Raw genomic sequence first — 14,903 nt, forward strand, 5'->3', positions numbered from 1 at the left:
CCGATGAAAGTCCCGCGCAGGACATGGGAACAGGAGGCGCATTCGCCAAGCCTGCGCGAACATTAACTAGCCGAAATAATCCGGCGATTCGGGGGCTGGATTGAGCGGTTCTACCTTCACGCCGTCATTGCGAGCGGAGCGAAGCGATCCACTTGTCGCAATAACGGGCGGCGGCCGTCAGCTCTCCGCCTTGATCTTTTCGGCGGCCTTCGGCGCGAAATAGGTGAGGATGCCGTCGGCGCCGGCGCGCTTGAAGCCGACCAGGCTCTCCATCATCGCGCGCTCGCCGTCGATCCAGCCATTGGCGGCGGCGCCCGCGATCATCGCGTACTCGCCGGACACCTGGTACACGAAGGTCGGCATCGCGAAATGGTCCTTCACGCGGCGGACGATGTCGAGATAGGGCATGCCCGGCTTCACCATCACCATGTCGGCGCCCTCGGCGATGTCGAGCTCGACCTCGCGCAGCGCCTCGTCGGAATTGGCGCTGTCCATCTGGTAGGTGCGCTTGTCGCCGGTCAGCGTCTTGGCCGAGCCGATCGCGTCGCGGAACGGGCCGTAGAAGGCGGAGGCGTATTTCGCCGCATAGGACATGATCTGCACGTCGCCGAAGCCGTTGTCGTCGAGCGCCTCGCGGATCGCGCCGATCCGGCCGTCCATCATGTCCGACGGCGCGATCACGTCGCAGCCGGCCTCGGCCTGGGTCAGCGCCTGCTTCACCAGCACCGCGACTGTCTCGTCGTTGAGGATCCTGCCGTCCTCGATCAGCCCGTCATGGCCATGGCTGGTGAAGGGATCGAGCGCGACGTCGCAGAGCACGCCGATGTCGGGAAACTCCTTCTTGATCGCGCGCACCGCCTGGCAGACCAGATTGTCGGGGTTGAGCGCCTCCGAGCCCTGCTCGTCGCGCAGCGACGGCTCGGTGAACGGGAAAAGCGCGATGCAGGGAATGTTGAGCCTTGCCGCGCGCTCGGCGTCGCGGACGATCTGGTCGACGGTGAGCCGGTCGACGCCGGGCATCGAGGCCACCGGCGTGCGGGTGTTGTGGCCATCGACCACGAACATCGGCCAGATCAGGTCATTGCTGGTCAGCACGTTCTCGCGCACCAGGCGTCGGGCCCATTCCGACTTGCGGTTGCGCCGCATCCGGATCGTGAGGTCGAGCGAGGGGGAGGCGAGGGCATCGCTCTGCCGCCGGGGCGCATCACGCAGTTCAATCGGGCGCCCGAATTTGATCGCCATGTCTTCTTCTCCTCGACGGACGGCATTCTGGACCTGATAAGGTCTGGACCTGATATAAGTCCGTTTCTAGCACCTGTCAGGGCCGCCGTCATTGCGCCGCTATTGCATCCGTGGCGCCCTTGATTTGCCGCAACGGCAATTGATTTTGCGTCCCCGGCGGGCCAAGACTGCGCCCATGAACCCCATTTTGCAGCCGCTCTGCGGCGATTCGGATGTCTGACACCTCTGCACGCGATCAGGCGCGGGACAATGCCATCTCGGTGAGCGCGATCTCGTCCGACCGGATCGAGCCGGACGACAATGCGTGGACGCGGCGCCTCGTCATCTTCCTGCGCATCATGGCCGTCGTCTCGGTCGCCAAGGGCCTCTATCACTGGGCCCAGGTGACCGGCTTCGTCGGCGGCGAGGAGGAGGCCTTCGAGAACCAGTCGATGGCCTGGCAGACCGCCACGATCTATTTCGCCGTCATCGAGCTCGTCGCCGCCGTCGGGCTCTGGCTCGCGACGCCCTGGGGCGCCGTGGTGTGGCTGACCACCGTGGTGTCGATGGCGGTCATCGAGCTGATGTTTCCCGGCATCTATGGCGGCAGTCTCACCGTGGTCGGGCTCGAGGCGCTGATGCTCGCCGCCTATCTCGCGCTGGCCTGGATGTCGGCGCGCGAACGCCCGCCATAGGCCGGCGTGCAGCGATGGCCTGATGCACTGTTGCCCCGTGGCGACAGCGCCACGAATAGCCGGCCGCGGCCGGCAATATTTGCCAGCCGTGCGCGCAACGAGAAGACAGCTCTGCTGGTTCTGATAGGTGGGTGCCGACAGATCGCATCCGTTTGAGACACTCCCTTGCGGGACCGTCTCTACGGGACCTGCCGTCGGGGCCCATTTCACCGGACCTCGGCGCGTGTGCCGGCCGGCTTTGCGCGGGCCGACGGCGGAACCGGTCTGGCCCCCACAACAGATCGGCACCGCTGCGCGCATCGCGTGCACGTCCCGCCGCTGCACTCCGATAAAATTTTCAAAGAATTTTCCGGTAACCGATCGGTCACCGTAAAGGGTTCCCTCATACCCGTTACGCCACCGTTTCGAATTCAGACGATGCTGTTTCCGAATGTGACAGGGCAGGCAGACGAAGCGTGAACAAGGGTCCGCCACCGTCAATGAAAAGTTGCGAAAAGCCTTTGATCCATGGGCTTAATCCACGATTCACTGTCTTAAATTCATGATCTCTTTATTCTCTTATTTAAGCGGATATTCAAACGGCCCCCTTACGTTGGACCTATCAGGCGGGACACAAGTTTCGTCGAATAAAGTCGATAAAAACGACAAACAGGGGAAGTGTCATGATGAAAGCCGTTGCGACAACGGCGGCGGATGCCGCTGATCGCGCTACCGGTCAAGCTCCGGTGCAGCCGCTCTATCTCGAAGCCCTGACTTTGGTGGAGCGGCTGCATCGCCGGCTCCTCGACGTCATCAAGGACGAATTCGATCGTCGTGGCCGCGCCGACATCAACTCGGTGCAGGCGCTGCTCCTGTACAACATCGGCGACAAGGAGTTGACCGCCGGCGAGCTGCGCACCCGCGGCTACTATCTCGGCTCCAACGTCTCCTACAATCTGAAGAAGCTCGTCGAGCTCGGCTTCCTCGATCATCAGCGCTCGCGCGTCGATCGCCGCTCGGTCCGCATCCGGCTGACCCCGCAGGGCCAGGAGGTCCGCAAGATCGTCGACGCACTCTATCAGAAGCACGTCAAGACGGTGGAGCAGGTCGGCGGCATCTCGAACGAGGAGTTCGCGAGCCTCAACAAGTCGCTGCATCGCCTCGAGCGGTTCTGGACCGACCAGATCCTGTATCGCCTCTGAGCCTTCCCGTTTTCGCCTGATGGCCAAGCCGGCCGCGCGAGAAGACCGGCAGCCTTCCTTCAGTCCAGCCTTGCTCCGGTCCAACCTTGCTCCAGTCAACGCATCGGTCATGCCCGGCCGATGCGTTTTTCATGCTGCACCTGCGAAAATAAATGGGCCCCGGCGAGGAACCAAGGCGTTCCCTGCGGCTTATCCGTTAGCCAACGGAGAGGCAGGGATATGTTGCTCGAACGCGGGATTGAGGTGCTGAATGTCGAGGTCGTCGGTGACGCCTACGCGATCGCCTCGAACTATCTGCGCAAATCCGGCGCCATCCCCGACAATTTCGCCACCAATGAGCGCCTGCTCGGCATCATCGTGAAGCTGTTCCAGCGTGGTGAGATGAATCGCCTCCGCCTCGCCAACAAGGCGATCGCGAAGTTCGAGGCCGAGACGCTGGTGGTCGCCTGAGCGTCAACCCGGAGACTTCAATGGAAGCCGCTATCGATCGGATCATGCAGACGTATGATCTGCTGCTCAACCGCACGCCCGCTGCGAGCGAGGAAGCGCGGGCGAAGGTGACAGAGTACGTGCAGACGCTGTTCGACGCCGGCGAGCGCGATCCGCATCGGTTGACGGTGTGCGGGCTGACCTATCTGCGCCAGCTCGACGGTAGTACCGACCACGTGAAGGCCGGCTATACCGGGCTGTAGCGGCGCGCCTGGCTTCGCGGTCTGATTCCGCGTCGTCGGCAAGGCTTCCTCGGCGGCGATTTGCTTTGCTCGCAACGACGCGATGACGGTGCAGGTTCCTCGCGCACGATCGTCGTCCTGAAAGCAGGACCTATAACCACCGCATTTGGCGATGAGCGGGATCGCGGCCCCAGCGTCGCGCAACAATAGTGATTTGGGGTAATGGGTCCTGGCTTTCGCCAGGACGACACTGAGTTTGTCGCAACTCAAAACTGAAATGGAGCAACCGAAACCGCCAACTTTCCGTCGCTCGATTTCTGCACGGTGAATTCGACTTCCTTGGAAGCCTTGATGTCGCCCACGGAAACCGAGATGCCGCCGCTGCATTGCAATGTTCGCTTGTCCTCACTTGCCGAGGTCGTGACGATCTTTTCACCGAGGAGGTATTGTGGATTTGCGTTTTCCGCGGTGGGCTTCGCCGTCGATTCCCTGGCGGCGAAATTGACAAGCGGATTGCGGTGATCGTTGGAGATGGTCTGGAGCACGGCCTTCCGGGTTTCGATTGAATCGCACTCGAGTTGATCGCCGCAACCACCCAGAACAACCAGAACCGGAAACCCTAAAAACCAAAGCAGTCGTGACGGCATGCCGATTGACTTGTGTGGGATGGATTGGTTTCCGACAACCGACCCAACGGAGCATGGTTCCTGCGCTCGCGCTCGGCGCGGCCGCTCCGGCTGCGGCTTGCGATCTTGCTAACCGGCCGGCCACTATCGAAGGGAACGCTAATCTTGCCGCTCCGTTGGTCCTCGATTGCTTGCGAGGACCCGATCATGCGCGCAACCGTCCTATTCGCTGTCCTGGCGTTCGTCCTGGCGTTCGGCGTTGCAGGACTGGCAAGTGTGAGCCCAGCCAGCGCCCGGGATTATCGCTGGTGCGTGCAGGGGCGCGGCGTCGGCTATCCCGGCGATTGCATGTACCAAACCCGCGCCCAGTGTCTCGCGTCAGCTTCCGGAAGGAACGTGACCTGCGGGATCAATCCTCGTGCCGCATATGGGCAGCAGCGGCGGGGATATCGCGACCGCTATTGATTGTCGCGCCTATGGCGCGCGCGAGGCGGTTGGGGAAGGGCGCACCCTAAGGGTGATGCGGTTAGCCGGGGCCGCTTTTTGAGCCTGCCGTTTTGAAACCTCTCCTGCCCTATGGAATCTCTCCTGCCCTATGGATAGGTGTGGCCTTTCTGAGCAACGCGCACAGCCAGTGGCGTGCGGGGAAGATCCCCAAACTCGGACGAGTCGTAGTCTCGGCCTTCAGGTGTCACGATGTGGATGTCGTAACACTGCGACCGTGAAAGCTCTTTTGCCTTGCGTAGAGCCGCTTCGGCCGTGCCACGACGGTGCACGATCTCTCCAAACTTGCACCTAGCTTTTACGGTGAAGCTCATCTTTCTTCTTTTTCTTGTTTCGTTTGACGACCTCGGCCTGAGCCCGGAACGCTTGGGCGAGGCTCTTCATTTGCTCGGCCGCGAATTCGTCAGCCGTCCGCACCGCCGCCTGCTCGGCGGTCTTGGCCTGTTTCTTCAGGTCCTTGGCCATGCCCATGCCCTGTAACGTCCATGCCGTTTCGCCAGTTCCATCCGTCTGATCTCATTGACGCGAAGCTGGCAGGAACTTTTTAGGCTTCCCGGGCTTTTTGATTTTGCTTTCGGGGCAGCCAAACGTCAGCGTTGGAGAGAGGAGCCATGAAGCGACGACGCCGGGTTAGGCAGATTTTCCCTCTTGAAAAACGCCTTGCCCAAGAAGCCGAACGGCTACGTCAACGGGCCAAGAACCTTCCTCCCTGTCGAGAGCGAGAGACCCTGTTGAGGCAGGCGCGGCATGACGAAACCACCGCCAATTTGGCGGCGTGGCTACTGTCTCAAGGTCCGCGGGCACCCATCTAGGAGGACGCTCAATGCATACAAACCACCACCATATCGACGGTGTGGAGATTGCCTTTGTCAGCGCTGCGACCGTGTCGCTTGTGGCTCTCATCGCCTCCATGGCCTGGCTTTTGCTAGGGTGAAATTCCGAACCAGGGCTCCGATCCGAGACCTTCGATCGGGATCGTTAGGCGGAACCCATGGAATGAAAGATCTCCAGCGTGACCAATGAGCCAAAGACTGCGCCGGTCACAGCGAGGAAGACAGCGAAATAGTAGATCCGATACATAAGGCAACCTCTCCCGGATGCGTACCAAGCCTCCGGATAACGGACGCGTCCTTTGATGGTTCGAAGGCACGCGGGGTGGCTTTGCGACCTTCGCGCGAGGCGAGCGGCGGGCATCACGAGCGGATTTGCTCTCCCGCCGCCATGAATCGCTCACGCCGCGCGTGACGACCGATCGGAATCGTCGAGCAACCGGCCTAGTATCCGGCGTTCTTCCTCGATCCTCCGTCGATAGCGTTCGCGCTCTTGTTCCGAGGTCGCGCTATCCAGCAGGAATTGATAGTGACCGATGACTTTTTCGCTGCCTCTTATCAGCAGTTGTTGCAGCCCATTCATGGCGTGATCTCCTCGCAAGCTGCGCGATCGAACGAGGAGGGAAGGGATGGAATGTCGGCCGCGAGGCCTTGCATTGCCGTGGTTTCTTCGGACAGCCGTCTTTCGATGAATTCGCGCTCGAGGTCGGAGAGCTGGGTCTGCAGCAATCGCCGATACCGATGAATATTGTTGCGATGAGCGCGCAACTGTTCAAGCCGGTGGTCGAACAGTTCTGAGCTCCGGCGCCTTGCCTGTCCAAATCTTGACCGCCAGCGTCCCTCGAGGCGGTCGATGACCTGCTTCGGTAGCCTGATGTCTGTCATCTCGCGCTCCTATGCAGCCAGGCAGCGGTCGACGGAGCGCAGGCGGGCAGGCGCCGGCCGCCTGGCGGATGGTGCGGATCGCTGTCGAGCGCGCGAAGCGCTTCGAGGATGTCGCTGACAGGAACGGGCGCTTTGAGCCCCTTGGGTGCGCGCAAAGCGGGATTGGACGCTACAGCGCGGGCGTCCGAGGCCCAGGATGCCAGGAGAGCGCGTTTCTCGGCCAGGCTCAGGCGAGAATCCCGCACCACATCGTGCGGGACCCCATATTGGTGGTGATCGCCAATCGGCAGATGAAAGCCAATAACGTTATGAGCAGGCGCGGTCGTCGGCCGCATGGATACCTCCGTTCGAAAGACGAGTTGCTGAGAAGAGTGAGAAGACGAAGCCGCGACCTGTTCGTCGGACGCGGCTTCGCCGGTTCAATCAGGCGGCGACGTTTTCGAGCTGTCGGGGCGCCGTGTTCGATGCCGCGTTGATCGCGATGCGTCGCGGCTTCATCGCCTCCGGCACTTCGCGCGCCAGCTCGATCCTGAGAAGCCCGTTGTCGAACGCCGCGCTCTTGACCTCGACGTAGTCGGCCAAGCTGAACTGGCGCTTGAATCTGCGCGTCGAGATGCCCTGATAGATGTATTCGCGCTCGGCCTTCTCGACCTTGACGCCTTCGACAGTCAGAACGTTCTGCTCTGCCGTGACGGAAATCTCATCCGGCGCAAAACCGGCGATCGCGAGCACGATCTGATAGCTGTCTTCGGACAGCCGTTCGATGTTGTAGGGCGGGTAGTGATCTTCGCCGGCCCGGTGGGCTGCTTCGGCAAGATCAAAGAGCCGGTCGAATCCGATGGTCGACCGGAACAGGGGAGAGAAGTCGCATGTGCGCATAGCCAAATCCTCCATAGAGCAAGATGGATATGAACGGCACCGGACACGACCGGTGCCCGTCTCGCCTGGCCCCGAGGGGCGACCAGGCCCCAGCCTCCGCGTTGGGGGCTGGCGCGAAAGAAAATAAAAACCGGAGATATCGTGTCAAGAACCCGACCGAAAAATTTTTGCGGTTGATTCTCCGCGTCAGAACCGCGGCTGAAGCGGCGGCGGATCAGCGCCGCTCGAGGGAGGCCTGTTGCAGACAAGACATGCCGGTGGAAAATTAGGTCGCCGATTTACATAGGCTAATGCCGGAACCGCGGGGGCGTTGATCGATTGGACTGCCTGGCTCCAACAGCTCAGCCCCGGATCAGGCAACCGGCCCCAGCACCGGCCTCCAGTCCCCCCAAAGGTGCTGGGGCCGTTTCGTTGCGCGACCCTGGTCCGTTCCGGCGAGCTTGGATAGGGCCGCCATCACTTGCGTGAATAGCGCCCCGTCTGCTCTGAGCGAGCAGACGGGGCGTCGATGCTACTTATTCTCCGGCTTCCAAGTCGTGCTGGCGCGATCGTATTTGAAACCAGGTGCGGCCTTCAGGCTGTCCTTGGTCTCGTCGAGCGTAAGCCACCACTTGTCTTCTTTCTTTTGAGACTTGACGGCCGTGAACGGCACGATCACGTCCTTTTCGCCGGCGCCGAGGAAGCCGCCGACACCGACGACGAGACCGGTCACCTTGCCGGACTTGTCGACAAGCACGTCGTCGATCGTCCCGATCTTGGATTCCTTCGGGTCGTAGACATTCTGCTTGTAGTAATTGGTGATGGTCGAACTGTCCGCCGGAGCGGCGGGCATGGTGGTTGCGGCATGCGCGGCGGTAGCGAACGCTGCGGCCATGATGCAGCCGATAGCTAAGTACTTCATAAGTGAAACTCCTCGCCTTCAGTGAAGATGGCCGAACAGGTAGATACCGCCGCCGATGACGATGATCGCCGGCACGGCCCAAAGAATGATGACTGGCATGCGATCGCCTCCTAGGTGGTGTGGACATTTATCGCATCCATAAGACGATGGCTGCGAGAGTAACGACGGCCAGGTAATTTCGGGCGGTCTTTTCGAAGCGGGTTGCGACGCGGCGGAACTGCTTGAGTTTTGAGAAGCAGCATTCGACGAGATGACGCTGGGCATAGAGGTGCTTGTCCAGCGGATATTTGAGCGCACGTGACGGGTTGTTGGGGATGACGGCGAGCGCGCCTTTGGCAGCGATCGCCTGGCGCAAGTGATCGGCGTCATAAGCCGTATCCGCCATGACGACCTGGGCAGGTAATCCCTCGATCAATTCGGCGGCTTGCGGTACGTCGCTCTTCTGACCTGCGGTGAGCTTGAACCGTACGGGACATCCCAGGCCGCGAACGGCCATATGTATCTTGGTGCTCAGGCCACCGCGCGAGCGACCGATCGCCTGATCTTCAGACCCCCTTTTTTCGCCCCAGCGGCGTGCTGGTGCGCCCGGACGATGGTGGAGTCGACGATCAGATACTCGAAGTCCGGATCACCGGACATCGCTTCGAATATGCGCCACCAGACCCCCTTGATGCTCCATCGACTGAAGCGCCGAAACACGCTGTTCCAGTCTCCAAACACCTCCGGAAGATCACGCCAGGGAGAGCCAGTGCGCACGATCCAAAGTACGCCCTCCACAAACATCCGGTTGTCCCGTCCGGTCGAACCCTTCTGGTCAGGCCGGCCGATGATCAGCGGCGCCATCCGCTCCCATGTCGCGTCGCTCAATACCAAGCGGTCCATCACACCCAAGGCGGCCTCCCCAAAAGCAGCCTTGAATCTGATTTGCGCCTAAAAGGGAATCCTTAGAGTCCACACCACCTAGTCCGAGGTACAGACCTTGACGCTCTTCATGCCAGTCTCGGCCTCGGAGCGCGTCTTGTAGACAGTGCCTGACGGGCTGACGACGGTGGTCGTCGTGTCGACGGGCTTCTTGTCGACGATCGTGCACTTCTTCGTCTTCACATCCTGGACGACGTAGAATTCATCCGCTGCGAATGCCGGCGAGACGAAAGCGGCAAGCAAAGATGCCGCGACAATGGTCTTAAACTTCATGTTCTCTCCTCCAATAGCCGTACCAATCGGCGGAGGTGGAACGGGAGAAAATGGCGAAGGTTCCTAGAACCGAACTTGCGTTGGCGAGCCGTGCCGAATCAAAGCAAGCGAAAAATGACCGGAGATGGTGCGGCGATTTGCAGCACTGGCTAGCTGCGCCCTCCGGCTTGCCGAAGGCTGTGGCGAATGGTCGCTAGGGACACGCAGACGCGAGACCGGCGAGCGATTCCTGACCCGAAGGGACCGCGCTGTCCGAGTGGCGATGCGATCACGTGACCGGATGCAGCCGGCGATCCGCAGGCTGCTTTCCGAAAATTCAGGAGGAAGCCCCATGATCTCGTCCCACATGCGCCTGTTCGGCGCGGTCGTCGCGCTGTTGCTCGGGGCGAGCGGTCCGGCGCCCGCGCAGCAGCTCGAGCTCAAGCTGATGGCGCCGGCGGCGCCGGGCGGCGGCTGGGATCAGACCGCGCGTTCGATGCAGCAGGCGCTGGTCGCGGCCGGCATCGCGCGCAGCGTCCAAGTCACCAACGTTCCCGGCGCCGGCGGCAGCGTCGGCATCGCGCAGTTCGTCAACGGCGCCAAGGGCGACGGCAACCAGATGATGGTGAACGGCTTCGTCATGGTGGGCGCACTCGCCATGAACAAGTCGCCGGTGACGCTGGATCAGGTGACGCCGATTGCGCGCCTCACCGAGGAGACCCAGGTCATCGTGGTGCCGGCGAACTCGCCGATCAAGACGGCGCAGGATCTCGCCGCCGCGGTGAAGGCCGATATCGCCAAGGTGACCTTTGCCGGCGGCTCGGCCGGCGGTGTCGACCACGTGATGGCGGCGCTGTTCGCGGGCACGGTCGGCGCCGACGCCAAGAAGATCAACTACATTCCGTTCTCGGGTGGCGGCGAGTCGCTTGCAGCCATTCTCGGCGGCAAGGTCACGGCTGGCATTTCCGGCCTCAGCGAATATGAAGGCCAGATCAAGGCCGGCAAGTTGCGCGCGCTCGGCGTGACGTCGGCGAAGCGACTGCCGGGCGTCGATATCCCGACCTTCAAAGAGCAGGGCATCGATCTCGTGCTGGCCAATTGGCGCTCGGTGGTCGCTCCGCCCGGCATCACGCCGGAGCAGCGCAAGGTGCTGAGCGATGCGGTCGAGAAGATGGTGAAGTCCGATTCCTGGAAGGAGATCCTGAAGCAGAAGGGCTGGGATGACGCCTATCTCGGCGGCGACGCCTTCGCGGATTTCCTGAAGAAGGAGATCACGCGCGTGACCGAGGTGCTGAAGTCCGTCGGCCTCGTGAAGTCATGACGCCGGACGCGGCGTCTGAAAACCTCCGGCCGGCGCCGGCGCGCCGCGTCGATCGCGCCGGCGTGGTCATCGCGGCCGCGCTTGCCGGGCTTGCTGCGGTGCTGGTGTGGGACGCCAGCAAGCTGCCGTCGACCACGATGTACGGCATGGGGCCGGAGGCGATGCCGGTCGTCATCGCGATCGGCCTTGTCATCCTCGCGGTCGGCAATCTGATCGACGCGCTGCGCGGCAAGCTGCCGCCGCGCGAGAGCATGGATCCGAAACCGGTGTGGCTGATCATCGGGGGCCTGACGCTCCTGATCGCCATCATCGGCTTTGGCGGCGGCTTCATCCTCGCCACCTCGGCGCTGTTCGTCACCACGTCGGCGGCGTTTGGCCGCCGCGCCGTCCTGGCCGACACCGTCATCGCGCTGGTGATCACGACGCTGATTTATCTCGCGTTCGACAAGCTGTTGACGCTGAGCCTTCCCGCCGGCCCGCTGGAGCGACTGCTGTGATGGACACTTTCGCCGCGCTGGCGCACGGCATGGCGGTCGCCATGCAGCCGATGAACCTGCTCTACGCCCTGATCGGCGTGTTCCTGGGCACCGCGGTCGGCGTGTTGCCGGGCATCGGACCGGCGCTGACGGTCGCGCTGCTGCTGCCGGTGACCTACAAGCTCGATCCCGGCGGCTCGCTGATCATGTTCGCCGGCATCTATTATGGCGGCATGTATGGCGGATCGACCACCGCGATCCTGATCAATACGCCGGGCGAGAGCGCGTCGATGGCGACCGCGCTCGAGGGCAACAAGATGGCCAAGGCCGGCCGCGGCGGCCCGGCGCTGGCGACCTCGGCGATCGGCTCGTTCGTGGCCGGCACCATCGCCACCATCGGCCTCGCATTCCTCGCGCCATGGCTGGTCGATTTCGCCGTGCGCTTCGGGCCGGAGGATTACTTCGCGCTGATGTGCGTCGCCTTCGTCACGGTGTCGGCGACCTTCGGCGACTCGCCGGTCCGCGGCCTCACCAGCCTGTTCATCGGCCTCACGCTCGGGCTGGTCGGCATCGACAAGCTGACCGGTCAGGCGCGGCTTGCCTTCGGCATCCCCGAACTGCTCGACGGCGTCGAGGTGACGACGCTCGCGGTCGGCCTGTTCGCGGTCGGCGAGGCGCTCTATGTCGCCTCGCGCCGGCATCACGCCGAGGAGAAGCTCGAGCCGGTGCGCGGCTCGCTGTGGATGACGCGGGAGGACTGGCGGCGGTCGTGGAAGCCGTGGCTGCGTGGCACGCTGTTCGGTTTTCCGATCGGGGCGCTGCCGGCCGGCGGGGCGGAGATCCCGACATTCCTGTCCTATTCCACCGAGCGGCGGCTGACCAAACATCCGGAGGAGTTCGGCAAGGGAGCGATCGAAGGCGTCGCAGGGCCGGAAGCGGCGAACAACGCGTCCGCCGCCGGCACGCTGGTGCCGCTGCTGACGCTGGGGCTGCCGACCTCGGCGACCGCGGCGATGATGCTGGCGGGCTTCCAGCAATACGGCCTCAACCCGGGGCCGCTGTTGTTCGCGGAGCGGCCCGACCTGGTGTGGGGCCTGATCGCGAGCCTGTTCATCGCCAACGGCATGCTGCTGGTGCTCAATCTGCCGCTGGTCGGCCTTTGGGTGCGGCTGCTGGCGATCCCGCAGCCCTGGCTCTATGCCGGCATCCTGGTGTTCGCCACCATGGGCACGATCGCTGCGAAGCCGTCGGTCGTCGAGCTGTCGATGCTGGCGGCGTTCGGCGTCATGGGCTTTCTGATGCGCCGGTTCGACTTCCCGATCGCGCCCGTCGTGATCGGGCTGATCCTCGGGCCGATCGCCGAAAGCCAGTTGCGCCGCGCGCTGGCGATCAGCCTCGGCGATCCCATGGTGCTGCTGCAAAGCCCGATGTCGGCGACGCTGCTTGGCATAGCGCTGATCGCGCTGCTGGCGCCGTTCGTGCTCAAGGGATTGGGGCGATTCAAGGCGAACGAGGATTAGGACGCGACCAGACCGTAAAAGGCCCGCTCCGGGGCTCGCATTTCGGAGCGGGCCAGTCTGGGCACGGCAAATATCGCCGCGACGCGAAACCTAGCGTGACAAGCTGACACCACCCTGACGACAGCGAAAAAAGAGAGGCGGCCGAATGCCGCCTCTCGGTCACATGATTTTCCGTGAACTGAAAGTTCAGCTCACCATTTGTAGGCGAGGCTCGCCGTGATGCGGCGGCGATCGCCGTAGTAGCAGGAGCTGATGGTCGCGCAGCTCGCGACATAAATCTTGTCAGTGACGTTCACGACGTTGAGCGCCGCGCGCCAGTTGTTGTCCCATTCGTAATGCAAGGCGAGGTCGCCAAGCACGACCCCCGGGACGCGTGCGGTGTTCGCGGTGTCGGCGGTTGCGCGAGCAACGCGTTGAAACCTCGAGGCGATAGTTGTCTCGTCCGCGGTCCCCGCGCGGTCGGGAAGGGGAGTCACGTTCCACTCGGCGGCTGCCACAGCCGTGCTGGCCGCGCGGCGGGGGCGGCCGTCCGGCCGGCTAGCAATCCCCGCCATCCCCACCATATCTGGCATAATTGACCGGCAGGGACCGCAACCGCTTGGCCATTTTGGGGCGATGTGATAACGCTCTGAAACCAGCTTCGACCGCCACTCGTGACCGTCCGCATCCTGCCTAAAGGCTTGCGGCGGTGGAGATATTTCGCCGATGACCTCGTCCAGCAAGACCGCTTCCGCGCCCGATTCCTTCTTCACCGCGACCCTCGCCCAGGCCGATCCCGAGATCGCCGCCGCGATCAAGGGCGAGCTCGGCCGGCAGCGTCATGAGATCGAGCTGATCGCCTCCGAAAACATCGTCAGCCGCGCCGTGCTGGAGGCGCAGGGCTCGGTGATGACTAACAAATATGCGGAGGGTTATCCGGGCGCGCGCTACTACGGCGGTTGCGAGTGGGTCGACGTCGCCGAGACGCTGGCGATCGAGCGCGCCAAGAAGCTGTTCGGCGCCGGCTTCGCCAACGTCCAGCCGAACTCTGGCAGCCAGATGAACCAGGCGGCGTTTCTGGCGCTGCTGCAACCCGGCGACACCTTCATGGGCCTCGACCTCGCGGCCGGCGGCCATCTCACCCATGGTTCGCCGGTCAACATGTCAGGCAAGTGGTTCAAGGCCGCGCACTACACCGTGCGCCGCGAGGACCAGATCATCGACATGGACGAGGTGCAGAAGCTGGCCGAGCAGGTCAAGCCGAAGCTGATCATCGCCGGCGGCTCGGCCTATTCGCGCGCCTGGGACTTCAAGCGCTTCCGCGAGATCGCGGATTCCGTCGGCGCGTATCTGCTGGTCGACATGGCGCATTTCGCGGGCCTCGTGGCCGGCGGCGTGCATGCCTCGCCGGTGCCGCACGCCCACGTCACCACCACCACGACGCACAAGTCGCTGCGCGGCCCGCGCGGCGGCCTGATCCTCACCAATGACGAGACGCTGGCCAAGAAGCTGAACTCGGCGATCTTCCCGGGCCTGCAGGGCGGTCCGCTGATGCACGTCATCGCCGCCAAGGCGGTGGCGTTCGCAGAAGCGCTGCGGCCGGACTTCAAGGTCTATGCCAAGAACGTGGTCGAGAACGCCAAGGCGCTGGCGGAGACGCTGCGCGGCCATGGCCTCGACATCGTCTCGGGCGGCACCGACAACCATCTGATGCTGGTCGACCTCAGGCCGAAGGGCCTGAAGGGCAACATCTCCGAGAAGGCGCTGGTGCGCGCCGCCATCACCTGCAACAAGAACGGTATCCCGTTCGATCCCGAAAAGCCGTTCGTCACCTCCGGCCTGCGGCTCGGTACGCCGGCGGCGACCACGCGCGGCTTCGGCGTCGCCGAGTTCAAGCAGGTCGGCGGCATGATCGCGGAAGTGCTGAATGCGCTGGCGCAGTCGCCGGACGGCAAGGCGCCGCTGGTCGAGGCCGCGATCAAGGAGCGCGTCAAGGCGCTGACCGATCGCTTCCCGATCTATCAGTAAAAGGTCGTTGCTA

19 protein-coding genes and 1 pseudogene are annotated in these 14,903 nt (G+C 63.1%); 9 read left to right on the forward strand and 11 right to left on the reverse strand.

The features are described from left to right. Positions 1 to 177: 177 nt before the first annotated feature. Entirely contained in the window at positions 178 to 1,242 is a 1,065-nt protein-coding gene (gene hemB / locus ACVWZM_RS38850) for a porphobilinogen synthase (protein WP_076834380.1), read from the reverse strand. 212 nt (positions 1,243 to 1,454) lie between these two features. Between hemB and ACVWZM_RS38855 the strand changes: the two genes are divergently transcribed. From ACVWZM_RS38855 to ACVWZM_RS38870, 4 genes are all read left to right on the forward strand, one after another. Then, on the forward strand, positions 1,455 to 1,916 hold the full coding sequence (locus ACVWZM_RS38855) for a DUF6163 family protein (RefSeq protein ID WP_016845013.1): 462 nt from the start codon (positions 1,455 to 1,457) through the stop codon (positions 1,914 to 1,916). Positions 1,917 to 2,578: 662 nt separating this feature from the next. Beyond that, complete coding sequence (ldtR, locus tag ACVWZM_RS38860) at positions 2,579 to 3,097, forward strand: transcriptional regulator LdtR (RefSeq protein WP_018271925.1); 519 nt, start codon at positions 2,579 to 2,581, stop codon at positions 3,095 to 3,097. A gap of 219 nt (positions 3,098 to 3,316) precedes the next feature. Further along, complete coding sequence (locus ACVWZM_RS38865) at positions 3,317 to 3,547, forward strand: hypothetical protein (RefSeq protein ID WP_016845011.1); 231 nt, start codon at positions 3,317 to 3,319, stop codon at positions 3,545 to 3,547. Between the two features lie 20 nt (positions 3,548 to 3,567). After that, positions 3,568 to 3,789 (forward strand): hypothetical protein, encoded by a 222-nt coding sequence (locus tag ACVWZM_RS38870; RefSeq protein ID WP_050384934.1) that lies wholly within the window; start codon positions 3,568 to 3,570, stop codon positions 3,787 to 3,789. A gap of 245 nt (positions 3,790 to 4,034) precedes the next feature. Here ACVWZM_RS38870 and ACVWZM_RS38875 read toward each other — a convergent pair whose 3' ends face one another. Then, complete coding sequence (locus tag ACVWZM_RS38875) at positions 4,035 to 4,415, reverse strand: hypothetical protein (RefSeq protein ID WP_141341081.1); 381 nt, start codon at positions 4,413 to 4,415, stop codon at positions 4,035 to 4,037. A 186-nt stretch (positions 4,416 to 4,601) separates the two neighbouring features. Between ACVWZM_RS38875 and ACVWZM_RS38880 the strand changes: the two genes are divergently transcribed. Then, positions 4,602 to 4,859 (forward strand): DUF3551 domain-containing protein, encoded by a 258-nt coding sequence (locus ACVWZM_RS38880; RefSeq protein WP_076834407.1) that lies wholly within the window; start codon positions 4,602 to 4,604, stop codon positions 4,857 to 4,859. Positions 4,860 to 5,189: 330 nt separating this feature from the next. On the opposite strand, the gene ACVWZM_RS38885 is transcribed toward ACVWZM_RS38880, so the two are convergent. The 8 genes from ACVWZM_RS38885 to ACVWZM_RS38920 all read right to left on the reverse strand — a co-directional run bounded on the left by ACVWZM_RS38885 (position 5,190) and on the right by ACVWZM_RS38920 (position 9,587). Further along, complete coding sequence (locus ACVWZM_RS38885) at positions 5,190 to 5,363, reverse strand: hypothetical protein (RefSeq protein WP_225158918.1); 174 nt, start codon at positions 5,361 to 5,363, stop codon at positions 5,190 to 5,192. 765 nt (positions 5,364 to 6,128) lie between these two features. Beyond that, positions 6,129 to 6,311, reverse strand: coding sequence for a hypothetical protein (locus ACVWZM_RS38890; protein WP_057020734.1), 183 nt, complete (start codon positions 6,309 to 6,311; stop codon positions 6,129 to 6,131). Continuing rightward, positions 6,308 to 6,613 carry a hypothetical protein gene (locus ACVWZM_RS38895; protein WP_229192341.1) on the reverse strand — a complete coding sequence of 102 codons (306 nt, stop codon included), beginning with the start codon at positions 6,611 to 6,613 and terminating at the stop codon, positions 6,308 to 6,310. Before ACVWZM_RS38895 ends, ACVWZM_RS38890 begins: the two co-directional genes overlap by 4 nt. After that, a complete protein-coding gene (locus tag ACVWZM_RS38900) occupies positions 6,610 to 6,948 on the reverse strand; it encodes a hypothetical protein (protein ID WP_456855931.1) in 339 nt (112 codons plus the stop codon). Before ACVWZM_RS38900 ends, ACVWZM_RS38895 begins: the two co-directional genes overlap by 4 nt. Positions 6,949 to 7,036: 88 nt before the next feature. Then, positions 7,037 to 7,492, reverse strand: a complete 456-nt coding sequence (locus ACVWZM_RS38905) for an Hsp20 family protein (RefSeq protein ID WP_456855933.1) — start codon at positions 7,490 to 7,492, stop codon at positions 7,037 to 7,039. 511 nt (positions 7,493 to 8,003) lie between these two features. Beyond that, positions 8,004 to 8,393 carry a PRC-barrel domain-containing protein gene (locus ACVWZM_RS38910; RefSeq protein WP_076834372.1) on the reverse strand — a complete coding sequence of 130 codons (390 nt, stop codon included), beginning with the start codon at positions 8,391 to 8,393 and terminating at the stop codon, positions 8,004 to 8,006. A gap of 127 nt (positions 8,394 to 8,520) precedes the next feature. Beyond that, a protein-coding gene (locus ACVWZM_RS38915) for an IS5 family transposase (protein ID WP_139481326.1) occupies positions 8,521 to 9,284 on the reverse strand; the annotation gives its coding sequence in 2 pieces (ribosomal slippage) (positions 8,521 to 8,946 and positions 8,949 to 9,284; 762 coding nt in all). Positions 9,285 to 9,353: 69 nt separating this feature from the next. Continuing rightward, positions 9,354 to 9,587 (reverse strand): hypothetical protein, encoded by a 234-nt coding sequence (locus tag ACVWZM_RS38920; protein ID WP_057020731.1) that lies wholly within the window; start codon positions 9,585 to 9,587, stop codon positions 9,354 to 9,356. A 331-nt stretch (positions 9,588 to 9,918) separates the two neighbouring features. Between ACVWZM_RS38920 and ACVWZM_RS38925 the strand changes: the two genes are divergently transcribed. The 3 genes from ACVWZM_RS38925 to ACVWZM_RS38935 are packed head-to-tail and all read left to right on the forward strand — an operon-like array spanning position 9,919 to position 12,883. Then, on the forward strand, positions 9,919 to 10,887 hold the full coding sequence (locus ACVWZM_RS38925; protein WP_456855935.1) for a Bug family tripartite tricarboxylate transporter substrate binding protein: 969 nt from the start codon (positions 9,919 to 9,921) through the stop codon (positions 10,885 to 10,887). Continuing rightward, the gene (locus tag ACVWZM_RS38930; RefSeq protein ID WP_456855937.1) at positions 10,884 to 11,384 is read left to right on the forward strand and encodes a tripartite tricarboxylate transporter TctB family protein; all 501 of its coding nucleotides are present in this window, start codon (positions 10,884 to 10,886) and stop codon (positions 11,382 to 11,384) included. Before ACVWZM_RS38925 ends, ACVWZM_RS38930 begins: the two co-directional genes overlap by 4 nt. After that, the gene (locus ACVWZM_RS38935) at positions 11,384 to 12,883 is read left to right on the forward strand and encodes a tripartite tricarboxylate transporter permease (RefSeq protein WP_057020728.1); all 1,500 of its coding nucleotides are present in this window, start codon (positions 11,384 to 11,386) and stop codon (positions 12,881 to 12,883) included. Before ACVWZM_RS38930 ends, ACVWZM_RS38935 begins: the two co-directional genes overlap by 1 nt. A gap of 191 nt (positions 12,884 to 13,074) precedes the next feature. Here the strand turns inward: ACVWZM_RS38935 and ACVWZM_RS38940 are convergent. Further along, a pseudogene (locus ACVWZM_RS38940) lies at positions 13,075 to 13,281 on the reverse strand (hypothetical protein); the annotation flags it as partial. Between the two features lie 307 nt (positions 13,282 to 13,588). On the opposite strand from ACVWZM_RS38940, the gene glyA reads away from it, so the two are divergent. Continuing rightward, on the forward strand, positions 13,589 to 14,890 hold the full coding sequence (gene glyA / locus ACVWZM_RS38945) for a serine hydroxymethyltransferase (RefSeq protein ID WP_057020726.1): 1,302 nt from the start codon (positions 13,589 to 13,591) through the stop codon (positions 14,888 to 14,890). Positions 14,891 to 14,903 lie beyond the last annotated feature (13 nt).

Source organism: Bradyrhizobium sp. USDA 4501, from assembly GCF_054062115.1.

Bases quoted from the DNA above. Each gene is read 5' to 3' on its own strand.
- ACVWZM_RS38890 (WP_057020734.1), bottom strand. From the start codon at position 6,311: ATGAATGGGCTGCAACAACTGCTGATAAGAGGCAGCGAAAAAGTCATC.
- ACVWZM_RS38930 (WP_456855937.1), top strand. From the start codon at position 10,884: ATGACGCCGGACGCGGCGTCTGAAAACCTCCGGCCGGCGCCGGCGCGC.
- ACVWZM_RS38880 (WP_076834407.1), top strand. From the start codon at position 4,602: ATGCGCGCAACCGTCCTATTCGCTGTCCTGGCGTTCGTCCTGGCGTTC.
- glyA (WP_057020726.1), top strand. From the start codon at position 13,589: ATGACCTCGTCCAGCAAGACCGCTTCCGCGCCCGATTCCTTCTTCACC.
- ACVWZM_RS38925 (WP_456855935.1), top strand. From the start codon at position 9,919: ATGATCTCGTCCCACATGCGCCTGTTCGGCGCGGTCGTCGCGCTGTTG.
- ldtR (WP_018271925.1), top strand. From the start codon at position 2,579: ATGATGAAAGCCGTTGCGACAACGGCGGCGGATGCCGCTGATCGCGCT.
- ACVWZM_RS38935 (WP_057020728.1), top strand. From the start codon at position 11,384: ATGGACACTTTCGCCGCGCTGGCGCACGGCATGGCGGTCGCCATGCAG.
- hemB (WP_076834380.1), bottom strand. From the start codon at position 1,242: ATGGCGATCAAATTCGGGCGCCCGATTGAACTGCGTGATGCGCCCCGG.
- ACVWZM_RS38855 (WP_016845013.1), top strand. From the start codon at position 1,455: ATGTCTGACACCTCTGCACGCGATCAGGCGCGGGACAATGCCATCTCG.
- ACVWZM_RS38875 (WP_141341081.1), bottom strand. From the start codon at position 4,415: ATGCCGTCACGACTGCTTTGGTTTTTAGGGTTTCCGGTTCTGGTTGTT.
- ACVWZM_RS38895 (WP_229192341.1), bottom strand. From the start codon at position 6,613: ATGACAGACATCAGGCTACCGAAGCAGGTCATCGACCGCCTCGAGGGA.
- ACVWZM_RS38885 (WP_225158918.1), bottom strand. From the start codon at position 5,363: ATGGCCAAGGACCTGAAGAAACAGGCCAAGACCGCCGAGCAGGCGGCG.
- ACVWZM_RS38910 (WP_076834372.1), bottom strand. From the start codon at position 8,393: ATGAAGTACTTAGCTATCGGCTGCATCATGGCCGCAGCGTTCGCTACC.
- ACVWZM_RS38865 (WP_016845011.1), top strand. From the start codon at position 3,317: ATGTTGCTCGAACGCGGGATTGAGGTGCTGAATGTCGAGGTCGTCGGT.
- ACVWZM_RS38900 (WP_456855931.1), bottom strand. From the start codon at position 6,948: ATGCGGCCGACGACCGCGCCTGCTCATAACGTTATTGGCTTTCATCTG.
- ACVWZM_RS38920 (WP_057020731.1), bottom strand. From the start codon at position 9,587: ATGAAGTTTAAGACCATTGTCGCGGCATCTTTGCTTGCCGCTTTCGTC.
- ACVWZM_RS38870 (WP_050384934.1), top strand. From the start codon at position 3,568: ATGGAAGCCGCTATCGATCGGATCATGCAGACGTATGATCTGCTGCTC.
- ACVWZM_RS38905 (WP_456855933.1), bottom strand. From the start codon at position 7,492: ATGCGCACATGCGACTTCTCTCCCCTGTTCCGGTCGACCATCGGATTC.